14 protein-coding genes are annotated in these 15,679 nt (G+C 67.9%); 10 read left to right on the top strand and 4 right to left on the bottom strand.

Going from position 1 to position 15,679, the window contains the following annotated elements; translation table 11 throughout:
• The first annotated feature begins 204 nt into the window (after positions 1-204).
• Genes ACIBG5_RS26865 through ACIBG5_RS26840 form a run of 6 tightly spaced genes read left to right on the top strand, consistent with a single transcriptional unit; the run spans position 205 to position 7,737 of the window.
• Positions 205-1,284: an ATP-binding cassette domain-containing protein gene (locus tag ACIBG5_RS26865; RefSeq protein ID WP_396394204.1), complete on the top strand. Its 1,080-nt coding sequence runs from the start codon at positions 205-207 to the stop codon at positions 1,282-1,284.
• Positions 1,285-1,294: 10 nt separating this feature from the next.
• Positions 1,295-1,636, top strand: a complete 342-nt coding sequence (locus tag ACIBG5_RS26860) for an L-rhamnose mutarotase (protein WP_396394203.1) — start codon at positions 1,295-1,297, stop codon at positions 1,634-1,636.
• A 5-nt stretch (positions 1,637-1,641) separates the two neighbouring features.
• The gene (gene rhaI, locus ACIBG5_RS26855; protein WP_396394202.1) at positions 1,642-2,805 is read left to right on the top strand and encodes an L-rhamnose isomerase; all 1,164 of its coding nucleotides are present in this window, start codon (positions 1,642-1,644) and stop codon (positions 2,803-2,805) included.
• Between the two features lie 4 nt (positions 2,806-2,809).
• The gene (locus ACIBG5_RS26850) at positions 2,810-4,843 is read left to right on the top strand and encodes a bifunctional aldolase/short-chain dehydrogenase (RefSeq protein ID WP_396394201.1); all 2,034 of its coding nucleotides are present in this window, start codon (positions 2,810-2,812) and stop codon (positions 4,841-4,843) included.
• Between the two features lie 15 nt (positions 4,844-4,858).
• The gene (locus ACIBG5_RS26845) at positions 4,859-6,319 is read left to right on the top strand and encodes an arabinose isomerase (RefSeq protein WP_396394200.1); all 1,461 of its coding nucleotides are present in this window, start codon (positions 4,859-4,861) and stop codon (positions 6,317-6,319) included.
• Positions 6,316-7,737, top strand: a complete 1,422-nt coding sequence (locus ACIBG5_RS26840) for a rhamnulokinase family protein (protein ID WP_396394199.1) — start codon at positions 6,316-6,318, stop codon at positions 7,735-7,737. Before ACIBG5_RS26845 ends, ACIBG5_RS26840 begins: the two co-directional genes overlap by 4 nt.
• Before the next feature lie 34 nt (positions 7,738-7,771).
• On the opposite strand, the gene ACIBG5_RS26835 is transcribed toward ACIBG5_RS26840, so the two are convergent.
• Complete coding sequence (locus ACIBG5_RS26835; protein ID WP_396394198.1) at positions 7,772-8,968, bottom strand: RNA-guided endonuclease InsQ/TnpB family protein; 1,197 nt, start codon at positions 8,966-8,968, stop codon at positions 7,772-7,774.
• Between the two features lie 56 nt (positions 8,969-9,024).
• Here ACIBG5_RS26835 and ACIBG5_RS26830 point away from each other — a divergent pair, with 56 nt between their 5' ends.
• Together ACIBG5_RS26830 and ACIBG5_RS26825 are read left to right on the top strand one after the other, a co-directional pair.
• A complete protein-coding gene (locus ACIBG5_RS26830) occupies positions 9,025-9,315 on the top strand; it encodes a LuxR C-terminal-related transcriptional regulator (RefSeq protein ID WP_396394197.1) in 291 nt (96 codons plus the stop codon).
• A gap of 276 nt (positions 9,316-9,591) precedes the next feature.
• Positions 9,592-10,122, top strand: coding sequence for a GNAT family N-acetyltransferase (locus ACIBG5_RS26825; protein ID WP_396394196.1), 531 nt, complete (start codon positions 9,592-9,594; stop codon positions 10,120-10,122).
• 48 nt (positions 10,123-10,170) lie between these two features.
• On the opposite strand, the gene ilvA is transcribed toward ACIBG5_RS26825, so the two are convergent.
• On the bottom strand, positions 10,171-11,454 hold the full coding sequence (gene ilvA, locus ACIBG5_RS26820) for a threonine ammonia-lyase IlvA (RefSeq protein WP_396394195.1): 1,284 nt from the start codon (positions 11,452-11,454) through the stop codon (positions 10,171-10,173).
• Between the two features lie 231 nt (positions 11,455-11,685).
• On the opposite strand from ilvA, the gene ACIBG5_RS26815 reads away from it, so the two are divergent.
• Positions 11,686-12,552, top strand: coding sequence for a hypothetical protein (locus tag ACIBG5_RS26815; protein ID WP_396394194.1), 867 nt, complete (start codon positions 11,686-11,688; stop codon positions 12,550-12,552).
• A gap of 58 nt (positions 12,553-12,610) precedes the next feature.
• Here the strand turns inward: ACIBG5_RS26815 and ACIBG5_RS26810 are convergent, their stop codons facing one another.
• Positions 12,611-13,498 (bottom strand): RNA polymerase sigma-70 factor, encoded by an 888-nt coding sequence (locus ACIBG5_RS26810; protein WP_396394192.1) that lies wholly within the window; start codon positions 13,496-13,498, stop codon positions 12,611-12,613.
• A gap of 171 nt (positions 13,499-13,669) precedes the next feature.
• On the opposite strand from ACIBG5_RS26810, the gene ACIBG5_RS26805 reads away from it, so the two are divergent.
• Positions 13,670-14,158, top strand: coding sequence for a carboxymuconolactone decarboxylase family protein (locus tag ACIBG5_RS26805; RefSeq protein ID WP_360437254.1), 489 nt, complete (start codon positions 13,670-13,672; stop codon positions 14,156-14,158).
• Positions 14,159-14,236: 78 nt separating this feature from the next.
• Here ACIBG5_RS26805 and ACIBG5_RS26800 read toward each other — a convergent pair whose 3' ends face one another.
• Positions 14,237-15,664: an FAD-binding oxidoreductase gene (locus tag ACIBG5_RS26800; protein ID WP_396394191.1), complete on the bottom strand. Its 1,428-nt coding sequence runs from the start codon at positions 15,662-15,664 to the stop codon at positions 14,237-14,239.
• Positions 15,665-15,679 lie beyond the last annotated feature (15 nt).

Here is a 15,679-nt window from a genome sequence, read left to right as displayed (position 1 = left end):
TCCTGGGATGGACCGGTTTGAAACGTCTTAGCGGGTGGAGCGTACCTGTTCGGACCGGGGGATCCGCAGTATTCGTCCGAGTCCGGCCGCCGGAGGGCGGCCGAAAGGCGGGCGAGGTCTTGACGCCTCCAGCCGTGCACGCTTAGCTTCATGCCATCGTCTTGAAACCTTTCAGCAACTCACCGCGCCGAGTTGGAGGTGACCATGCGCGACGGCCGCCCGCTGCTCAGCGTGCGCGAGGTGTCGAAGTCGTTCGGCGCGGTCGCCGCCGTCCGGGACGTCTCCTTCGACCTGTACGGCGGTGAGGCGCACGCCCTGGTCGGCGAGAACGGAGTGGGGAAGTCCACGATCGTGAAGATGCTGGCCGGGGTGCATCGCCCGGACAGCGGCACGATCGAACTCGACGGCATCCCGATCGATCTCGGCGGCCCGGCCGATGCGAGGGCGGCCGGGATCGCGGTCATCTACCAGGAGCCGACGCTGTTCCCGGATCTGTCCGTGGCCGAGAACATTGCAATGGGCCGCCAGCCTCTGGGTCGTTTCAAAACCATCGACCGGGCCGCGATGGTGCAGCAGGCGGCCCAGCTGTTCGTCCGGCTCGGCGTGTCGATCGATCCGAACCGGCCGGCCCGCGGGCTGTCGATCGCGGACCAGCAGCTGGTCGAGATCGCCAAGGCGCTGTCCGCGGATGCCCGCGTGGTGGTGATGGACGAGCCGACGGCGGCCCTGACCGGTGTCGAGGTCGAGCGGCTGTTCGCCGTGGCCCGGTCGCTGCGGGACGACGGCGCCGCGCTGATGTTCATCTCGCACCGGTTCGAGGAGGTCACCGCGCTCTGTCAGCGGGTGACGATCATGCGTGACGGCCGGCACATCTCCACCGACCTGCTCACCGACATCACGATCGACGAGATGGTCCGCAAGATGGTCGGCCGCGACCTCGGTGCGCTGTTCCCCAAGCAGGACGTGACACTCGGCGCGGTCGCCCTGAGCGTTCGCGGTCTGAGCCGCGATCCCGTGTTCCTCGACGTCTCGTTCGACGTACGCGCCGGGGAGATCGTCGCGTTGGCCGGTCTGGTCGGATCCGGCCGGTCCGAGGTGGCCGACATCGGCTACCTGGCCGCGTACGCCGGTGCCGCGCTGAGCTCGGGCCAGATCACCGGCGCCCAGGGCGAGAAGTTCAAGGCCGGGAAGCTCGGCGAGTACACCATCGGCGCCGACGGCGAGATCGTGCTCGGCCCGCCGACCGAGTTCACCGCCGCCAACATCGACCAGTTCAACTTCTGAGAGCCACTTCATGAATCGCTACTGCTTCTGCCTCCAGGTCCGGCCCGACCGTCTGGACGAGTACGTCGAGCGCCACCGCAACGTCTGGCCGGACATGCAGGCCGCGCTGCGGGACTCCGGCTGGCACAACTACTCGCTCTTCCTCCGCGACGACGGCCTGCTGATCGGGTACGTCGAGTCCGAGGACCTGGAGGCGGCGCAGAAGGCGATGGCGGCGACCGAGGTGAACACCCGCTGGCAGGCCCAGATGACCGAGTTCTTCACTAGCCAAGGAGACGGTACAGATGACGGCCGGCCGCCGGACGAGTCGTTCCTGCTGCTCCCCGAGATCTTCCACCTGAAAGAGGACTGAGAACCATGACGACCGACGCTGTGAAGAACGCACTCAGCCGCCAGGAGATCGAGCTGCCCTCGTGGGCGTTCGGCAACTCCGGGACCAGGTTCAAGGTGTTCAGCCAGCCCGGTGTGCCCCGCTCCCCGGAGGAGAAGATCGCCGACGCCGCTGTGGTGCACAAGTACACCGGCGTCGCGCCGAGCGTCGCGCTGCACATCCCGTGGGACAAGGTCGGCGACTACGCCCGGCTGTCGGCGTACGCGAAGGAGCAGGGCGTCCGGCTGGGGGCGATCAACAGCAACGTGTTCCAGGACGACGACTACAAGCTCGGCAGCGTCACGAACCCGGACCCGCGGGTACGCCGGAAGGCGACCGACCATCTGCTCGAGTGCGTCGACATCATGGACGCGACCGGGTCCCAGGACCTGAAGCTGTGGTTCTCCGACGGCACGAACTACCCGGGCCAGGACGACATCCAGGACCGGCAGGACCGGCTCGCGGCCGCGCTGAAGGAGGTGTACGACCGGCTCGGTGACGACCAGCGGATGCTGCTGGAGTACAAGCTGTTCGAGCCGGCCTTCTACACCACCGACGTGCCGGACTGGGGTACGTCGTACGCGCACTGCCTGGAACTGGGGCCGAAGGCGACGGTCTGCATCGACACCGGGCACCACGCGCCGGGGACGAACATCGAGTTCATCGTCGCGTTCCTGCTCCGGACCAAGAAGCTCGGCGCGTTCGACTTCAACAGCCGGTTCTACGCCGACGACGACCTGATGGTCGGTGCGGCCGACCCGTTCCAGCTGTTCCGGATCATGAACGAGATCGTCCGCGGCGGCGCGCTCGACCCGGACCGCGGGATCGCCTTCATGCTCGACCAGTGCCACAACATCGAGGTGAAGATCCCGGCCATCATCCGGTCGGTGATGAACGTCCAGGAGGCGACCGCGAAGGCGCTGCTGGTCGACCGGGACGCACTCCGCGCGGCCCAGGCCTCGGGTGACGTGCTGGAGGCGAACGCCGCGCTGATGGATGCCTACAACACCGACGTCCGGCCCCTGCTCGCCGAACTGCGCGAGTCGCAGGGCCTGGACCCGAACCCGGTCGCCGCGTACCAGCGCAGCGGCTACTTCGAGCAGATCGTGAAAGACCGAGCCGACGGCCAGCAAGCCGGATGGGGAGCCTGAATCAATGACCGACACTGCAGCCGAGCTCGTTGCGCGTAGCAACCGACTGGGTGCCGATCCACGCAACACCAACTACGCCGGCGGGAACACGTCGGCGAAGGGTACGGCGACCGACCCGGTCACGCAGCAGCCGGTCGACCTGGTCTGGGTGAAGGGATCCGGTGGCGACCTCGGCACGCTGACCCAGGCCGGCCTCGCCGTACTGCGGCTCGACCGGTTGAACTCGCTGGTCGACGTGTACCCGGGCGTCGACCGCGAGGACGAGATGGTTGCCGCGTTCGACTACTGCCTGCACGGCAAGGGCGGCGCGGCGCCGTCGATCGACACCGCGATGCACGGCCTGGTGGATTCGCCGCATGTCGACCATCTGCACCCGGACTCAGGGATCGCGCTGGCGACCGCGGCCGACGGGGAGAAGCTGACCGCGGAGTGCTTCGGCGACCGGGTGGTCTGGGTGCCGTGGCGGCGGCCCGGGTTCCAGCTCGGTCTCGACATCGCGGCGGTCAAGCGGGAGAACCCGGAGGCGATCGGCTGCATCCTCGGCGGGCATGGCATCACCGCGTGGGGCAACACCTCGGCCGAGTGCGAGGCGAACTCCCTGGAGATCATTCGTACGGCGGAACGCTTCCTCGCGGAGCGTGGTGTGGACGAACCCTTCGGCGCTGTGGTCGCCGGCTTCGAGCCCCTGCCGGTCGAGGAGCGCCGCGTGCGGGCCGCCGCGCTGGCCCCGGTGATCCGTGGTCTCGCGTCGACCGACAAGCCGCAGGTCGGGCATTTCACCGACTCCGAGGGGGTGCTCGAGTTCCTGTCCCGGGAGAAGCTGGCTGAGCTGGCAGCGCTCGGCACCTCGTGTCCCGACCACTTCCTGCGGACCAAGGTGCGCCCGTTGGTGCTGGACCTGCCCGCCTCCGCCTCGGTGGAAGAGGCAGTGGCCCGGCTGAAGGAGTTGCACGAGGAATACCGGTCCGAGTATGCCGCCTACTACAACCGGCATGCCGAGCCGGACAGCCCGGCGATGCGGGGTGCGGATCCGGCCATCGTGCTCGTACCCGGGGTCGGCATGTTCAGCTTCGGCAAGGACAAGCAGACCGCGCGGGTCGCCGGCGAGTTCTACGTGAACGCGATCAACGTCATGCGTGGCGCCGAGGCGGTGTCGACGTACGCGCCGATCGACGAGCGGGAGAAGTTCCGGATCGAGTACTGGGCGCTGGAGGAGGCCAAGCTGCAGCGGATGCCTCGACCGAAGCCGCTGGCGACGCGGGTCGCCTTCGTCACCGGCGGTGGCTCCGGGATCGGCAAGGCGATCGCGCAGCGGCTGGCCGCGGAAGGCGCGTGTGTGGTGGTGGCCGACCTGGATCTGGCCGCGGCCGAAGCCGTGGCGAAGGAAATCGGGTCGTCCGACGCCGCGGTTGCCGTCGGCGCCGATGTGTCGTCGGCGGAGGCCGTCGAGGAGGCGCTGCGTGCGGCCGTACTGGCCTTCGGCGGCGTCGATCTGATTGTCAACAATGCCGGGTTGTCCATCTCCAAGTCGTTGCTGGAGACAACGGAGAAGGACTGGGACCTGCAGCACGACGTGATGGCGAAGGGATCCTTCCTGGTCTCGCGGGCGGCCGCGAAGGTCCTCATCGACCAGGGTCTCGGTGGCGACATCGTCTACATCTCCAGCAAGAACTCGGTCTTCGCCGGGCCGAACAACGTCGCGTACGGCGCGGCCAAAGCCGACCAGGCCCACCAGGTCCGGCTGCTCGCCGCGGAGCTCGGTGAGTACGGCATCCGTGTCAACGGCGTGAACCCGGACGGCGTCGTCCGCGGCTCCGGCATCTTCGCCAAGGGCTGGGGTGCACAGCGGGCCGCGGTGTACGGCGTACCCGAGTCGGAGCTGGGCGCGTACTACGCGCAACGGACGCTGCTGAAGCGCGAGGTGCTGCCGGAGAACGTGGCCGCGGCCGTCTTTGCACTGACCGGCGGCGACCTCACCCACACGACCGGCCTGCATGTTCCTGTCGATGCCGGCGTCGCCGCCGCGTTCCTACGCTAGTTCGGGGAGATTGCTATGTGGACCACTGACCCGAGCCGGTCTGTCGACGGCAGCGGAGTACTGCCGTGGGTCGAGCCGCGCAAGACCCGGATCGGACTGGTGGCCGGTGGGCTCGGTGCCTACTGGCCGCAGTTCCCCGACCTGCTGCCGCAGTTGCAGGCGTCCGCGCGGCGGGTGTCCGAGCGGTTCTCGGAGCTGGACTGCGAGGTGATCGACGTCGGGTTCATCTCGGACGCGCAGGAGGGGGCCGCGGCGGCCGAGAAGCTGCGGCTGGCGGACTGCGATCTGATTGTCGGCTTCCTGACGACGTACATGACCGCGTCGATGCTGGTCCCGGTCGCGCAGCGGAGCGGGGCACCGGTGCTGCTGCTGAACCTGCAGCCGACCGAGGCGATGGATCACGCGACGTTCGACACCGGTGCCTGGCTCGCGTACTGCGGTGCGTGTCCGCTGCCGGAGATGGCGAACGCGTTCGAGCGGTGTGGGGTCGACTTCCGGTCGGTGTCCGGGTACCTGGAGGACGAGCGCGCGTGGGCGCGGATCAACCGGTGGATCCTGGCGGCCGGCGTACGCGCAGCCTTCCGGCACGGACGGCACGGCCTGCTCGGGCACCTGTACCCGGGGATGATGGACGTGATCACCGACCCGACGCTGGTGTCCGCACAGCTCGGCGGGCACGTGGAGATCCTGGAGATCGACGATCTGCGCGTCCGGGCCGAGAAGGTCAGTACCGCGGAGACCGAGGAGCGGATGAAGGTCGCCCGGGAGATCTTCACGCTCGACGACTCGGTGGACGAGGACGACTTCCGGTGGGGTGCGACCGTGTCGGTCGCGCTCGATCGGCTGGTCGAGGACTTCTCCCTGACCTCGCTGGCCTACTACCACCGCGGGCTCGACGGCGAGATGCACGAGCGGGTGGCGGCCGGCATGATCCTGGGTGCTTCGTTGCTGACGGCAAGGGGTGTGCCGGCGGCCGGTGAGTACGAGCTGCGTACGTCGCTGGCGATGCTGATGATGGACAAGCTAGGTGCCGGCGGGTCGTTCACCGAGCTGCAGGCGCTGAACTTCAACGACAACGTGGTCGAGATGGGCCACGACGGGCCGGCGCATCTCGCGATCTCTGCCCGGAAGCCGTTGCTGCGAGGGCTCGGCGTCTATCACGGTAAGCGGGGCTGGGGCGTGTCGGTCGAGTTCGACGTGAAGCACGGGCCCGTGACTGCTTGCGGACTCGGGCAGCGGCGGGACGGGACGTTCAATCTGATCGCATCCGAGGGGACCGTCGTACCCGGGCCGTTGCTCCAGATCGGGAACACGACGTCGCGGGTCGACTTCGGATGCGACCCGGGTGAGTGGACCGACGCATGGTCCGCGTCCGGGGTCGCGCACCACTGGGCGCTCGGGACCGGTCACAAGGCGAAGGACCTGGCCGCGGTCGCCGACCTCCTCCACCTCGACCTGACCGTCGTTTCCCCATGAAGCGAGTCGCGGCGGTGGATCTGGGCGCGTCCAGTGGACGCGTCATGCTCGGCGTGGTCGGGAACGGCCGACTCGACCTCACCGAGATCAACCGCTTCTGGAACGGCTCGGTCAGCGTCTGCGGCACCCTCCACTGGGACATCCTCCACCTCTACCGGTCCATGCTCGACGGCCTCCGCGCGGCCGGTCTCGTCGACGGCATCGGCATCGACTCCTGGGCCGTCGACTACGGCCTCCTCGACGCCTCGGGCCGCCTCCTCAGCAACCCCGTCCACTACCGAGACTCCCGCACCGACGGCGTCATGGAACACGTCCTGGCCCGCGTCTCCACCGCCGAGCTGTACTCCATTACAGGCCTCCAGCAACTACCCTTCAACACCATCTACCAACTGGCCGCCGAGGAGTTGCTCGGGCAGGCGGCGAAGTTGCTGATGATTCCTGACCTGTTGGGCTACTGGCTCACCGGTGAGGCCGGGGCTGAGCGAACGAACGCATCCACCACGCAGCTGTACGACGTACGTGCGCGTGAATGGAGCGAGACGTTGGCCGCGCGAGTTGGCGTGCCGTTGGGCATATTGCCGGAGTTGCGCGAACCCGGTGACGTCGTCGGGACGGTGCTACCCGCGACCGAACTGGCGGCGGGTACGCCGGTTGTTGCGGTGGGGTCGCATGACACTGCTTCTTCGGTGGTGGCTGTACCGGCGGGGGATGAGCGGTTCGCGTACATCTCGTCGGGGACGTGGTCGTTGGTGGGGCTCGAGTTGGAGCAGCCGGTGCTGACGGACGAGGCTCGCGAGGCGAACTTCACCAACGAAGGTGGGGTTGACGGGCGGATCCGGTTCCTGCGCAACGTGATGGGGCTGTGGATCCTGCAGGAGTGCCAGCGCATCTGGGAAGACGACGATCTCGAGGGACTGCTGCGGGATGCGGCCGGCACACCGGCGTTCGCCGTACTGATCGACCCGGACGCTCCGGAGTTCCTTGCTCCAGGCAACATGCCGGCACGGATCGACGAGCGTTGCCGGGCGACCGGGCAGGAGCCGCCGCGTTCGCGGGCCGCCGCGGTCCGGTGTGTGCTCGAGAGCCTCGCGCTCGCCTACCGCCGGACGTTGCGGGAAGCGCAAACGATCGCGGACCGGCCGGTCGACGTACTGCACGTCATCGGGGGCGGTTCGCAGAACGAGTTGCTCTGTCAGCTGACCGCTGACGCTTGTGGGTTGCCTGTGCTCGCCGGGCCGGTCGAGGCGTCGGCGCTGGGCAACGTTCTGGTTCAGGCTCGCGCATTGGGCGAGCCGTTGCCGGACCTGGGAGCGATGCGCGCCCTGGTCCGTTCCACCCATCGTCTGCGGCGCTACGAGCCGCAGGGAAAACCGGCCGACTGGGACGCCGCCGAGTCCCGACTATACGGAGCTAGTTGACGTCCCCCTGACCATCAGGCCAGGGATCCAACTACTACGCGGAGGTAGCGAGTTGAGGTTCACGCTTCGGCGAGACCGGAACAGGCGTCTCTCCACGTGCACTGACGGCCCGCCCGGCCGCGATGTTCAACGCTGCGTTCACATCTGCATTCGCCTGATGCCCACAGGCTACACATCGGAACACCGCTTGGCTCTCGCGATTCTCCGGTGCGCAATGCCTGCAGACGCTACAGGTCTGCGATGTGTGTGCAGGATTCACCTTCTCGACTCGCCCCGCAGCCTTGTGCTCAAGACGTCGGATCAGAGCACCCCAGCCGTTCGCCAGGATGCTGCGGTTCAGCCCCGCTTTCGCCCGCCGCCGGTTGGGCAGGAACGCGCCGGGGCAGCCTGGGTCGGGTTTGGGCTTGGGCCGCATCGTCATCGACGTGATACGCAGGTCCTCCACCCGAATGACATCGAATCTGCGCGCGAGGTCGGTGCTGGTCTTCTCGACCCAATCCTTGCGACGGTCGCCAGTCCGCGCATGCAGCTTCGCGATCGCGGCCCTCACGCGCTGGCCGCGATTGGAACCAGGACGGCAGTGCGCCAGACGACGCTGCAGGTATCTCAGCCGTCTCTGCTCGGCCTTCGAGAGGCTGGGACAGGTCAGACGGTCACCAGTACTCAAGGCCGCCGACACGATGACGCCGCGATCCACGCCGACCACCAGGCCCATGCCAGGGTTGGGGATCGGCTTTGGGGCGACAGCGAACGCAATGTGCCAGCGGCCCACCCTGTCGCGGGTTACGCGGTACGACTTCGCGTTGGGGACCGCCCGCGACAGTCTGAACCGCACCCAGCCGACCTTCGGCACCAGTGCTGCGGCCCATCTGCGGTTGAGCTTGGTGACACGTGCTGCTTGCGGACCGACGATGCGGAACCCTTCGCTACGACCGGCTCTGCGCCAGGTCGGCCGCCGGTGGGTCCGGGCGTAGAAGTGCTTGACGGCTTGGTCGAAGTCCCGCAGCGCCTGCTGCTGCACGGTCTGCGACCCAGCCCGCAGCCAATCGAACGCGGCGCGCGCCGCGGTCAGTTGCCGGCATTGTTCAGCGAAGCTCGGCGCCCGTCGCGTTTCGCGGGTCCACATCGACCATTGCTCAAGAGCCAGGTTCCACACATACCGGGCGTGCCCGCACTGCTCGAGCAGCGCGTCCTGCTGCGCGGGAGTCGGGTACATCCGGAACCGGGACACGCCGCCAACCCAACCAGACGGGACCGACAGTCCCCGACGACCGAGAGGAGGGAGTCGTGGGGCCTCCACACGCCGAACTGTGGCGTGTCCTCGCGACGAATCCGATGACCGCTCTCCCCCAGGAACTCCGCCCGCTCACCCGTCGCGTGCCACCGCGCGAGATCAGTCATGACGACCTGCAACTGCTTCGCCTGCTTGCCACCGGCCTTCCGGTCGATTCCGTGGCGCGCCGGCTTGATCTGTCCGAACGAACGGTCCGCCGCCGTACTCGAACCGTCTGCGACCGGCTCGGCTTCGGCACCGCGATCGAGGCGATCGTCTGGGCGGCTCGCCGCGGTCTTGTCTGAGCTCGACCGGACCTGCGCCACTCACCAAGCGAGTGTTCTGACGCTCGGCGGCCCCCACGGTTGAGCGTTTGGGGGGCTTGGTGATTGGCGCAGGTCCGCACGTCAGGCGGGCGAGGGGTTCTGCCCGCCTCGCGGGCCAGAGTGGGGAGTTCTGCCTGCCGAATCCGGTGCACTACGCTCCCCGGTCCCGATCCAGCTCGTCGAACCACCCACACAAGTGACACAAGCGCCGTAAATGGTTCGCCTGGCGGGCCGCCGGGGCCGAGGATGGCTGCGATGACTACTACTTCCCCCCGAGCGGTTCGCTTCGTCGAGATGACCGGTACGGCGCTGAGCGCATTGCTGGCCGACGACCGTCCCGCGGCACAGACCGAGCTCGGCCTCCCGCTCGGCGACGAGTTCCTCACGGACAGGGCCAAGTGGCTCTGGCAGTACCGCCTCGATCAGCTGACCCGGGATCCCAGCACCTTCGGGTGGCTCGTCAAGCTCGTCGTGGCCGACGGGATCGTGGTCGGCTACGCCGGTTTCCACGGTCCACCGGACGAGGCCGGCATGGTGGAGATCGGCTACACAGTAGACCCGCTGCACCGGCGACAGGGTTTCGCCAAGGCGATCGTGACCGCGCTCCTTGACCGCGCGGCGGCCGAACCCGCAGTACGGACCGTGCGGGCCACGATCAGCCCCACCAATCAAGCCTCCCTGGCCACCATTGCCGGCTTCGGCTTCGTCGAGAACGGCGAACAGTGGGATGACGAGGACGGCCTGGAGCTCATCTTCGAACGCCCCAGCCCGCTGACCCGAACCTGACTCTCTGCACCAGCCACCCCACGGCCCGGCCTCTCGCGCGTGGGGCCTTCAGATCAGGTATCTGAATTCCGGGGAGTTCGGGTGGACGCGCTCGATCTCCAGCGGTGCGGCATCCATACGCGCCAGCAACCCGTCGAGGTCCGTCGGCCGGCTGATCTCGATGCCGACCAACGCCACACCAGTCTCCCGGTTGTTGCGCTTCACGTACTCGAACAGCGTGATGTCGTCATCCGTCCCCAACGCCTCATCCAGGAACTGACGCAGCGCCCCCGGCTCCTGGGGGAACGTCACCAGGAAGTAGTGCTTCAACCCCTCATGCACCAACGACCGCTCGAGAATCTCCCCGTACCGGCTGACGTCGTTGTTCCCGCCCGACAGCAGGCACACAACGGTCTCACCGGGCCGAACCTCGAGACCGTTGCCCAAGGCACCCGTAGACAACGCCCCGGCAGGCTCCGCGATCAACCCGTCCGTCTGGTACAGCTCGAGCATCTCGGAGCACACCAGCCCCTCGGGGACCGACATCATCTCGACCCCGGCAGCCGCCACCAACGGCAGCGTCACGTCTCCCACACGCCGTACGGCGGCCCCGTCCACAAAGCTGTCCAGATGCGGCAACGTCACCGGCTCACCAGCCGAGAGCGCCGCCGCCATACTCGCCGCACCGGCAGGCTCCACACCAACGATCCGTACGCCGGGATGCCGCTCCATCAGCCAGGTCGCAACGCCCGCAACCAACCCACCACCACCGACCGGAACCACCAACACGTCCGGCGCCTGACCGAGCTGCTCGATCAGCTCAACAGCCACAGTCCCCTGCCCCGCAACGGTTCTCGGGTCATCGAACGCCGGGACCATCGTCGCGCCAGTCGCCTCGCCCTCAGCGAGCGCCGCAGCGGCAGCATCGTCGTAGGTGTCACCGGTGATGATCACCTGGATCTGCTTCCCGCCGAGCGCGGCGATCCGGTCCCGTTTCTGGCGCGGCGTCGTACGCGGAACATAGACCTTGCCCTGCACACCGAGGGTGTGGCACGTGTACGCCAACCCCTGACCGTGGTTGCCCGCACTGGCACACACCACGCCCGCCGACTTCGCCTCGTCGTCGAGCTGGGCGACCAGGTTGTACGCGCCGCGGAGCTTGTACGACCGGCCGATCTGCAAGTCTTCCCGCTTCAGCCAGACCTGCGCGCCGGTGCGTTCCGACAGCCGGAGATTGCGCTGCAACGGTGTACGCACCGCGACACCGTCGATTCGCCGTACCGCCGCCTCGATCGCTGCCGCGTCAACGGCCGGACCGGCGTTCGATCGAGCGACTGAACTACTGCCCTGCATGACGTTCCTTCCCGTGCATTTGCACGATCTTCGCCGATTCGCTCGCTGCACAAGACAATCCGCGTCCACAGTACGGACGACTGGGACACCATTGGAGAACAGACCCTTGCCCCAGGCGTGAAACGGCTCTTCACTGGGCAGTCTAGTTTTCATACGCTCACTCGGTGTAACGGCCAGGGTCCTGGACGGGATGAGCCGAGTAAAGCCGGTCAAGTGGACTGGAGGGCACGGATGGAACTGATTCCGTTCAGTCTGTGGGGAGACGCCCTGTGGTGTGGTCAGGAGGTCGTGCGGGAGGCTCCGCACGAGCAGGCGATCCGAAGCCTGTTTCCCGACCCCATCCCAGCGCGTGGCGCAGACTTGGACACCGACGCGGACCTGGTCCCGGAACCGCACAACCGTTTCGACCCCCGATCGATCGCCGTACGGGTGCAGGGGAAGGTTGTCGGCTACCTGCCGAGGGACGATGCGCACCGGTACCACGCGGTGTTGTCAGAACTGGTGGCGCAAGGCCTGCAACCGCAGGTGCCGTGCCATCTGTGGGTCAGTGAGTGGGAGCCGGCGGACTGGGACGGCAAGGGCGACCAGGACACCGAGTTCCATGCCAGTGTGGCGGTGGCCCTCGGCCAGCCGCACATGCTGGTCCCGGTGAATCTGCCTCCGCCGGGCAGCTTTCACCTGTTGCCGCCCGGCAGCGGCATCGTCGTACCGGGCAGTGAGGTGCATCCCGACGTACTCGCGCCGTTCTTCCGTGCGGAAGGCGAGTGCTGGGCGTACGGCACCATGCACGCGATCGAGGAGGAGGACAGCTTCAACGACCGGCACCGGATCGTGGTCGAGGTCCGGCTGGACGACGAACCGGTCGGGCGGCTGAGTCCACGGCTGAGCGCGGAGTTCCTGCCGGCCATCCACTACCTCACCGACATGCGTGCCGAGACAGCTGCCCGTGTCGCCGTCCGCGGCGACCGCATCGCATCGGAGGTGATCCTGTACGCGGCGCGGAGTCACGACCTCCCGGCCACCTGGCCGGACGGCCTGACCCGCTCCCCAGCCGCGTCCCCACAGTGGCACTACTGGGCTACGAAGGAAGCCAACTAGGCGGCTGCGCAGTACTCACCACGCTCCTGGGTGGGTACTGCGGAGCTACTTGACCCGCTCAGCGGTTCAAGGTGGTTTCTTCCTCGAGGTGGGAGAGTTTCTCCGGGTTGCGGACGACGTAGAGGCCGGTGATGAGGCCGTCGTCGAGGCGTACGGCGACGATTTGTTCGATCTCACCGTCCTGGCGGAGGAGTAGTGCGGGGGAGCCGTTGACCTGGATCGGTTCGACGGTGAACTCGCCGACGACGTTGGGCAGGCCGGCCGCCAGCAACCGCGCCACGCGATCGGCTCCGACGATCGGACGCAGCAGGGCCTGCTTGACGCCGCCACCGTCACCGAGGAGTACGACGTCCGGCGCCAGCATGTCGAGCAGTCGTTGCAGATCGCCCGTTTCGACCGCCCAACGGAAGGCCTCCAGCGCGCCGCGGGACTCGGCCGGGGATACGGACCCGCGCGGCCGGCGCTCCGCGACGTGAGCCCGGGCCCGATGCGCGATCTGGCGGACCGCGGCCGGGGTCTTGTCGACGGCTTCCGCGATCTCGTCGTACTCGAGGGCGAAGACCTCACGCAGTACGAACACCGCCCGCTCGGTCGGCTTGAGGGTTTCCAGCACGAGCAGCATCGCCATCGAGACGTTGTCGGCGAGTTCGACGTCCTCGGCCACGTCGGGCGCGGTCAGCAGGGGCTCGGGCAGCCACGGCCCGACGTACGACTCCTTGCGCCGGCCGAGCGTCCGCAGGCGGCCCAGCGCCTGCCGGCTGGCGATCCGGACCAGGTAGGCCCGCTGGTCCCGCACCGTGTCGAGGTCGACGCCCACCCAGCGCAACCAGGTCTCCTGCAGTACGTCCTCCGCGTCCGCGGCCGAGCCGAGCAGTTCGTAGGCGACGGTGAACAGCAGGTTGCGGTGGGCAACGAACGCCTCGGTGGCTGGATCCGGGCCGGCCATGGGTGGCTCCTCTGCGCAGGCGAAGGTGTTTTCCATCAGACACCGGAACCCGCCGTTCTGTGACAGATCGGGCGGGGTGGCGTGCGTCACTTCACCGCGCTGTCACGCGGATCGGTCCGTCGGCATCTTGTGTTCGTCACGACCACAACATCACACCCGAAGGACGACGCTATGAACGCCCGATTCAACATGATGGAGAACGAGTGGGCCGCCAAGCTCGGCAAGCGCTTCGCCGGCCTGGCGCTGATGCTCGAGCAGTCGACGCTGCCGAAGACCGTTCAGTTCCTGGTCCAGATCCGGGCCAGCCAGATCAACGGCTGCGGCTTCTGCATCGACATGCACACCAAGGACGCGGCCGCGGCAGGCGAGACTCCGACGCGGCTCAATCTGATCGCCGCGTGGCGCGAGTCGACGGTCTTCACCGAGGAAGAGCGCGCCGCGCTCGCCTTCACCGAGGAGGGCACCCGGATGGCCGACACCCACCAGGGCGTCTCCGACGAGACCTGGGCGCACGCCCGCAAGCACTACGACGACGACCAGCTCGCCGCGCTGATCTCCCTGGTCGCCATCATCAACGCGGCCAACCGGATGAACGTCATCCCGCGCACTCCGGGCGGCTCGTACGAACCCGGCATGTTCGCCGACTTCGTCAAGAACTGAGCCCGAAGAACTGACTGAGTCGTGTCGCAGCCCGGCTCCGGACCACCTGATCCGGAGCCGGGCCTGTGCAGTCGGCGACTACCCCTGTCGCCGATCCGAACCCGCCGACGGCGGGATGTTCTGGTTGAGCCGGAACAGGTTGGTCGGGTCGTAGGTGTCCTTCACCGCGACGAGCCGCTCGTAGGTCGCCGGCGGGTACGACGCACGGACGATGTCCTGGTTCGTCTCGCCGGTGAAGTTCACGTACGACGCCGCGTCCGAACCGAGCGCGGCGCCCGCGGCGCGAGCCCACTGAACCGCGGTGTCGAAGCCATCGGCGTCCGGGGTCCGCGCGACCACGTTGAGGATGTACTCGTGGTCCCGCGTACCGAACGCGGTGGCGTCGGCCGGAACCCGGCCCATCGCCCCACCGAGATGGTGAATGTGGAGCTCGGACACGCCGTTCGGTACCTGGGTGTGCGACGAGACGATCGCGGCGACCGTCGCCGGCCCGAGGTCACTGAAGAACGCCGACCGGAAGTAGTTCCGCATGCCCCGCGGGAACAGTGGATCGAGCAGCGTCTGCATCGCGTTGTACGGCATCGGACCGAACAGGTCCGCGACCACAGGCGCGAGCTCACGGAACGGCCGGGTCGCTGCGTCACCATCCTCGGCCTGCCCGGACCACATGCCGAGTACGGCGACGATCGGCTTCCCGTGCACTTCCTCGGGCAGGAACGGCAACGGCGGTGCCGTGGTGAGGTTTATTGCCAGCGACAAGTCGTCAGGTGCCGAGGCCGCTGCCGCACCGAATCCCCGCAGTACGTCGGCCGCCTTGTCGCCGGGGTAGAAGACGATACCGGCGAAGACCGTCGGACCGACCTCGTACGCCTTGAACTCGAACGACGTGACGACGCCGAAGTTGCCGCCACCGCCACGCAACGCCCAGAGCAGCTCCGGGTTCTCGTCCTCGCTCGTGTGCAGGTACCGGCCGTCCGCCGTGACGACGTCGGCCCCGACCAGGTTGTCGCAGGCCAGGCCGGCCCGGCGGACGAGCCAGCCGATCCCGCCGCCGAGCGTGAAGCCGGCGACACCGGTCGTGGACACCAAACCCCCGGTTACAGCCAGGCCGAACGCCTGTGCCTCGGCGTCCACATCTCCCCAGGTACATCCGCCCTGCGCCACGATCCGGCGCCGGTCGGGGTCGATCCGTACCGCGTTCATCGGGGACAGGTCGATCACCAGTCCACCGTCCGTGGTCGAGAAGCCCGGGATGCTGTGGCCGCCGCCCCGGACGGCCAGTGTGAGCCCCTCGCTCCGGGCGAACTCGACTGCCCGGATGACGTCGGCCACCCCGCGGCACCGCACGATGAGTGCGGGTCTCTTGTCGTGCGCGGCGTTCCAGATCGACCGCGCCTCGTCGTACGAAGGATCGGTCGGGCGGACCAGCTCGCCACGAAGTCCCTCGGCGAGCTCACCGAGCGTGGCCTCCCCGAGCGTGTCCTGTCGCGCTTGCGTCGTTGTCATCGCTACTCCTGATTC

Origin of the sequence: Kribbella sp. NPDC050241 (genome assembly GCF_044459685.1) — a bacterium.
GTDB lineage: Bacteria > Actinomycetota > Actinomycetes > Propionibacteriales > Kribbellaceae > Kribbella.
This window is presented reverse-complemented; position numbering and strand designations above follow the sequence as displayed.

Coding starts and splice junctions, on each gene's coding strand:
- ACIBG5_RS26865 (WP_396394204.1), top strand. CDS start 205: ATGCGCGACGGCCGCCCGCTGCTCAGCGTGCGCGAGGTGTCGAAGTCG.
- ACIBG5_RS26860 (WP_396394203.1), top strand. CDS start 1,295: ATGAATCGCTACTGCTTCTGCCTCCAGGTCCGGCCCGACCGTCTGGAC.
- rhaI (WP_396394202.1), top strand. CDS start 1,642: ATGACGACCGACGCTGTGAAGAACGCACTCAGCCGCCAGGAGATCGAG.
- ACIBG5_RS26850 (WP_396394201.1), top strand. CDS start 2,810: ATGACCGACACTGCAGCCGAGCTCGTTGCGCGTAGCAACCGACTGGGT.
- ACIBG5_RS26845 (WP_396394200.1), top strand. CDS start 4,859: ATGTGGACCACTGACCCGAGCCGGTCTGTCGACGGCAGCGGAGTACTG.
- ACIBG5_RS26840 (WP_396394199.1), top strand. CDS start 6,316: ATGAAGCGAGTCGCGGCGGTGGATCTGGGCGCGTCCAGTGGACGCGTC.
- ACIBG5_RS26825 (WP_396394196.1), top strand. CDS start 9,592: ATGACTACTACTTCCCCCCGAGCGGTTCGCTTCGTCGAGATGACCGGT.
- ilvA (WP_396394195.1), bottom strand. CDS start 11,454: ATGCAGGGCAGTAGTTCAGTCGCTCGATCGAACGCCGGTCCGGCCGTT.
- ACIBG5_RS26815 (WP_396394194.1), top strand. CDS start 11,686: ATGGAACTGATTCCGTTCAGTCTGTGGGGAGACGCCCTGTGGTGTGGT.
- ACIBG5_RS26810 (WP_396394192.1), bottom strand. CDS start 13,498: ATGGCCGGCCCGGATCCAGCCACCGAGGCGTTCGTTGCCCACCGCAAC.
- ACIBG5_RS26805 (WP_360437254.1), top strand. CDS start 13,670: ATGAACGCCCGATTCAACATGATGGAGAACGAGTGGGCCGCCAAGCTC.
- ACIBG5_RS26800 (WP_396394191.1), bottom strand. CDS start 15,664: ATGACAACGACGCAAGCGCGACAGGACACGCTCGGGGAGGCCACGCTC.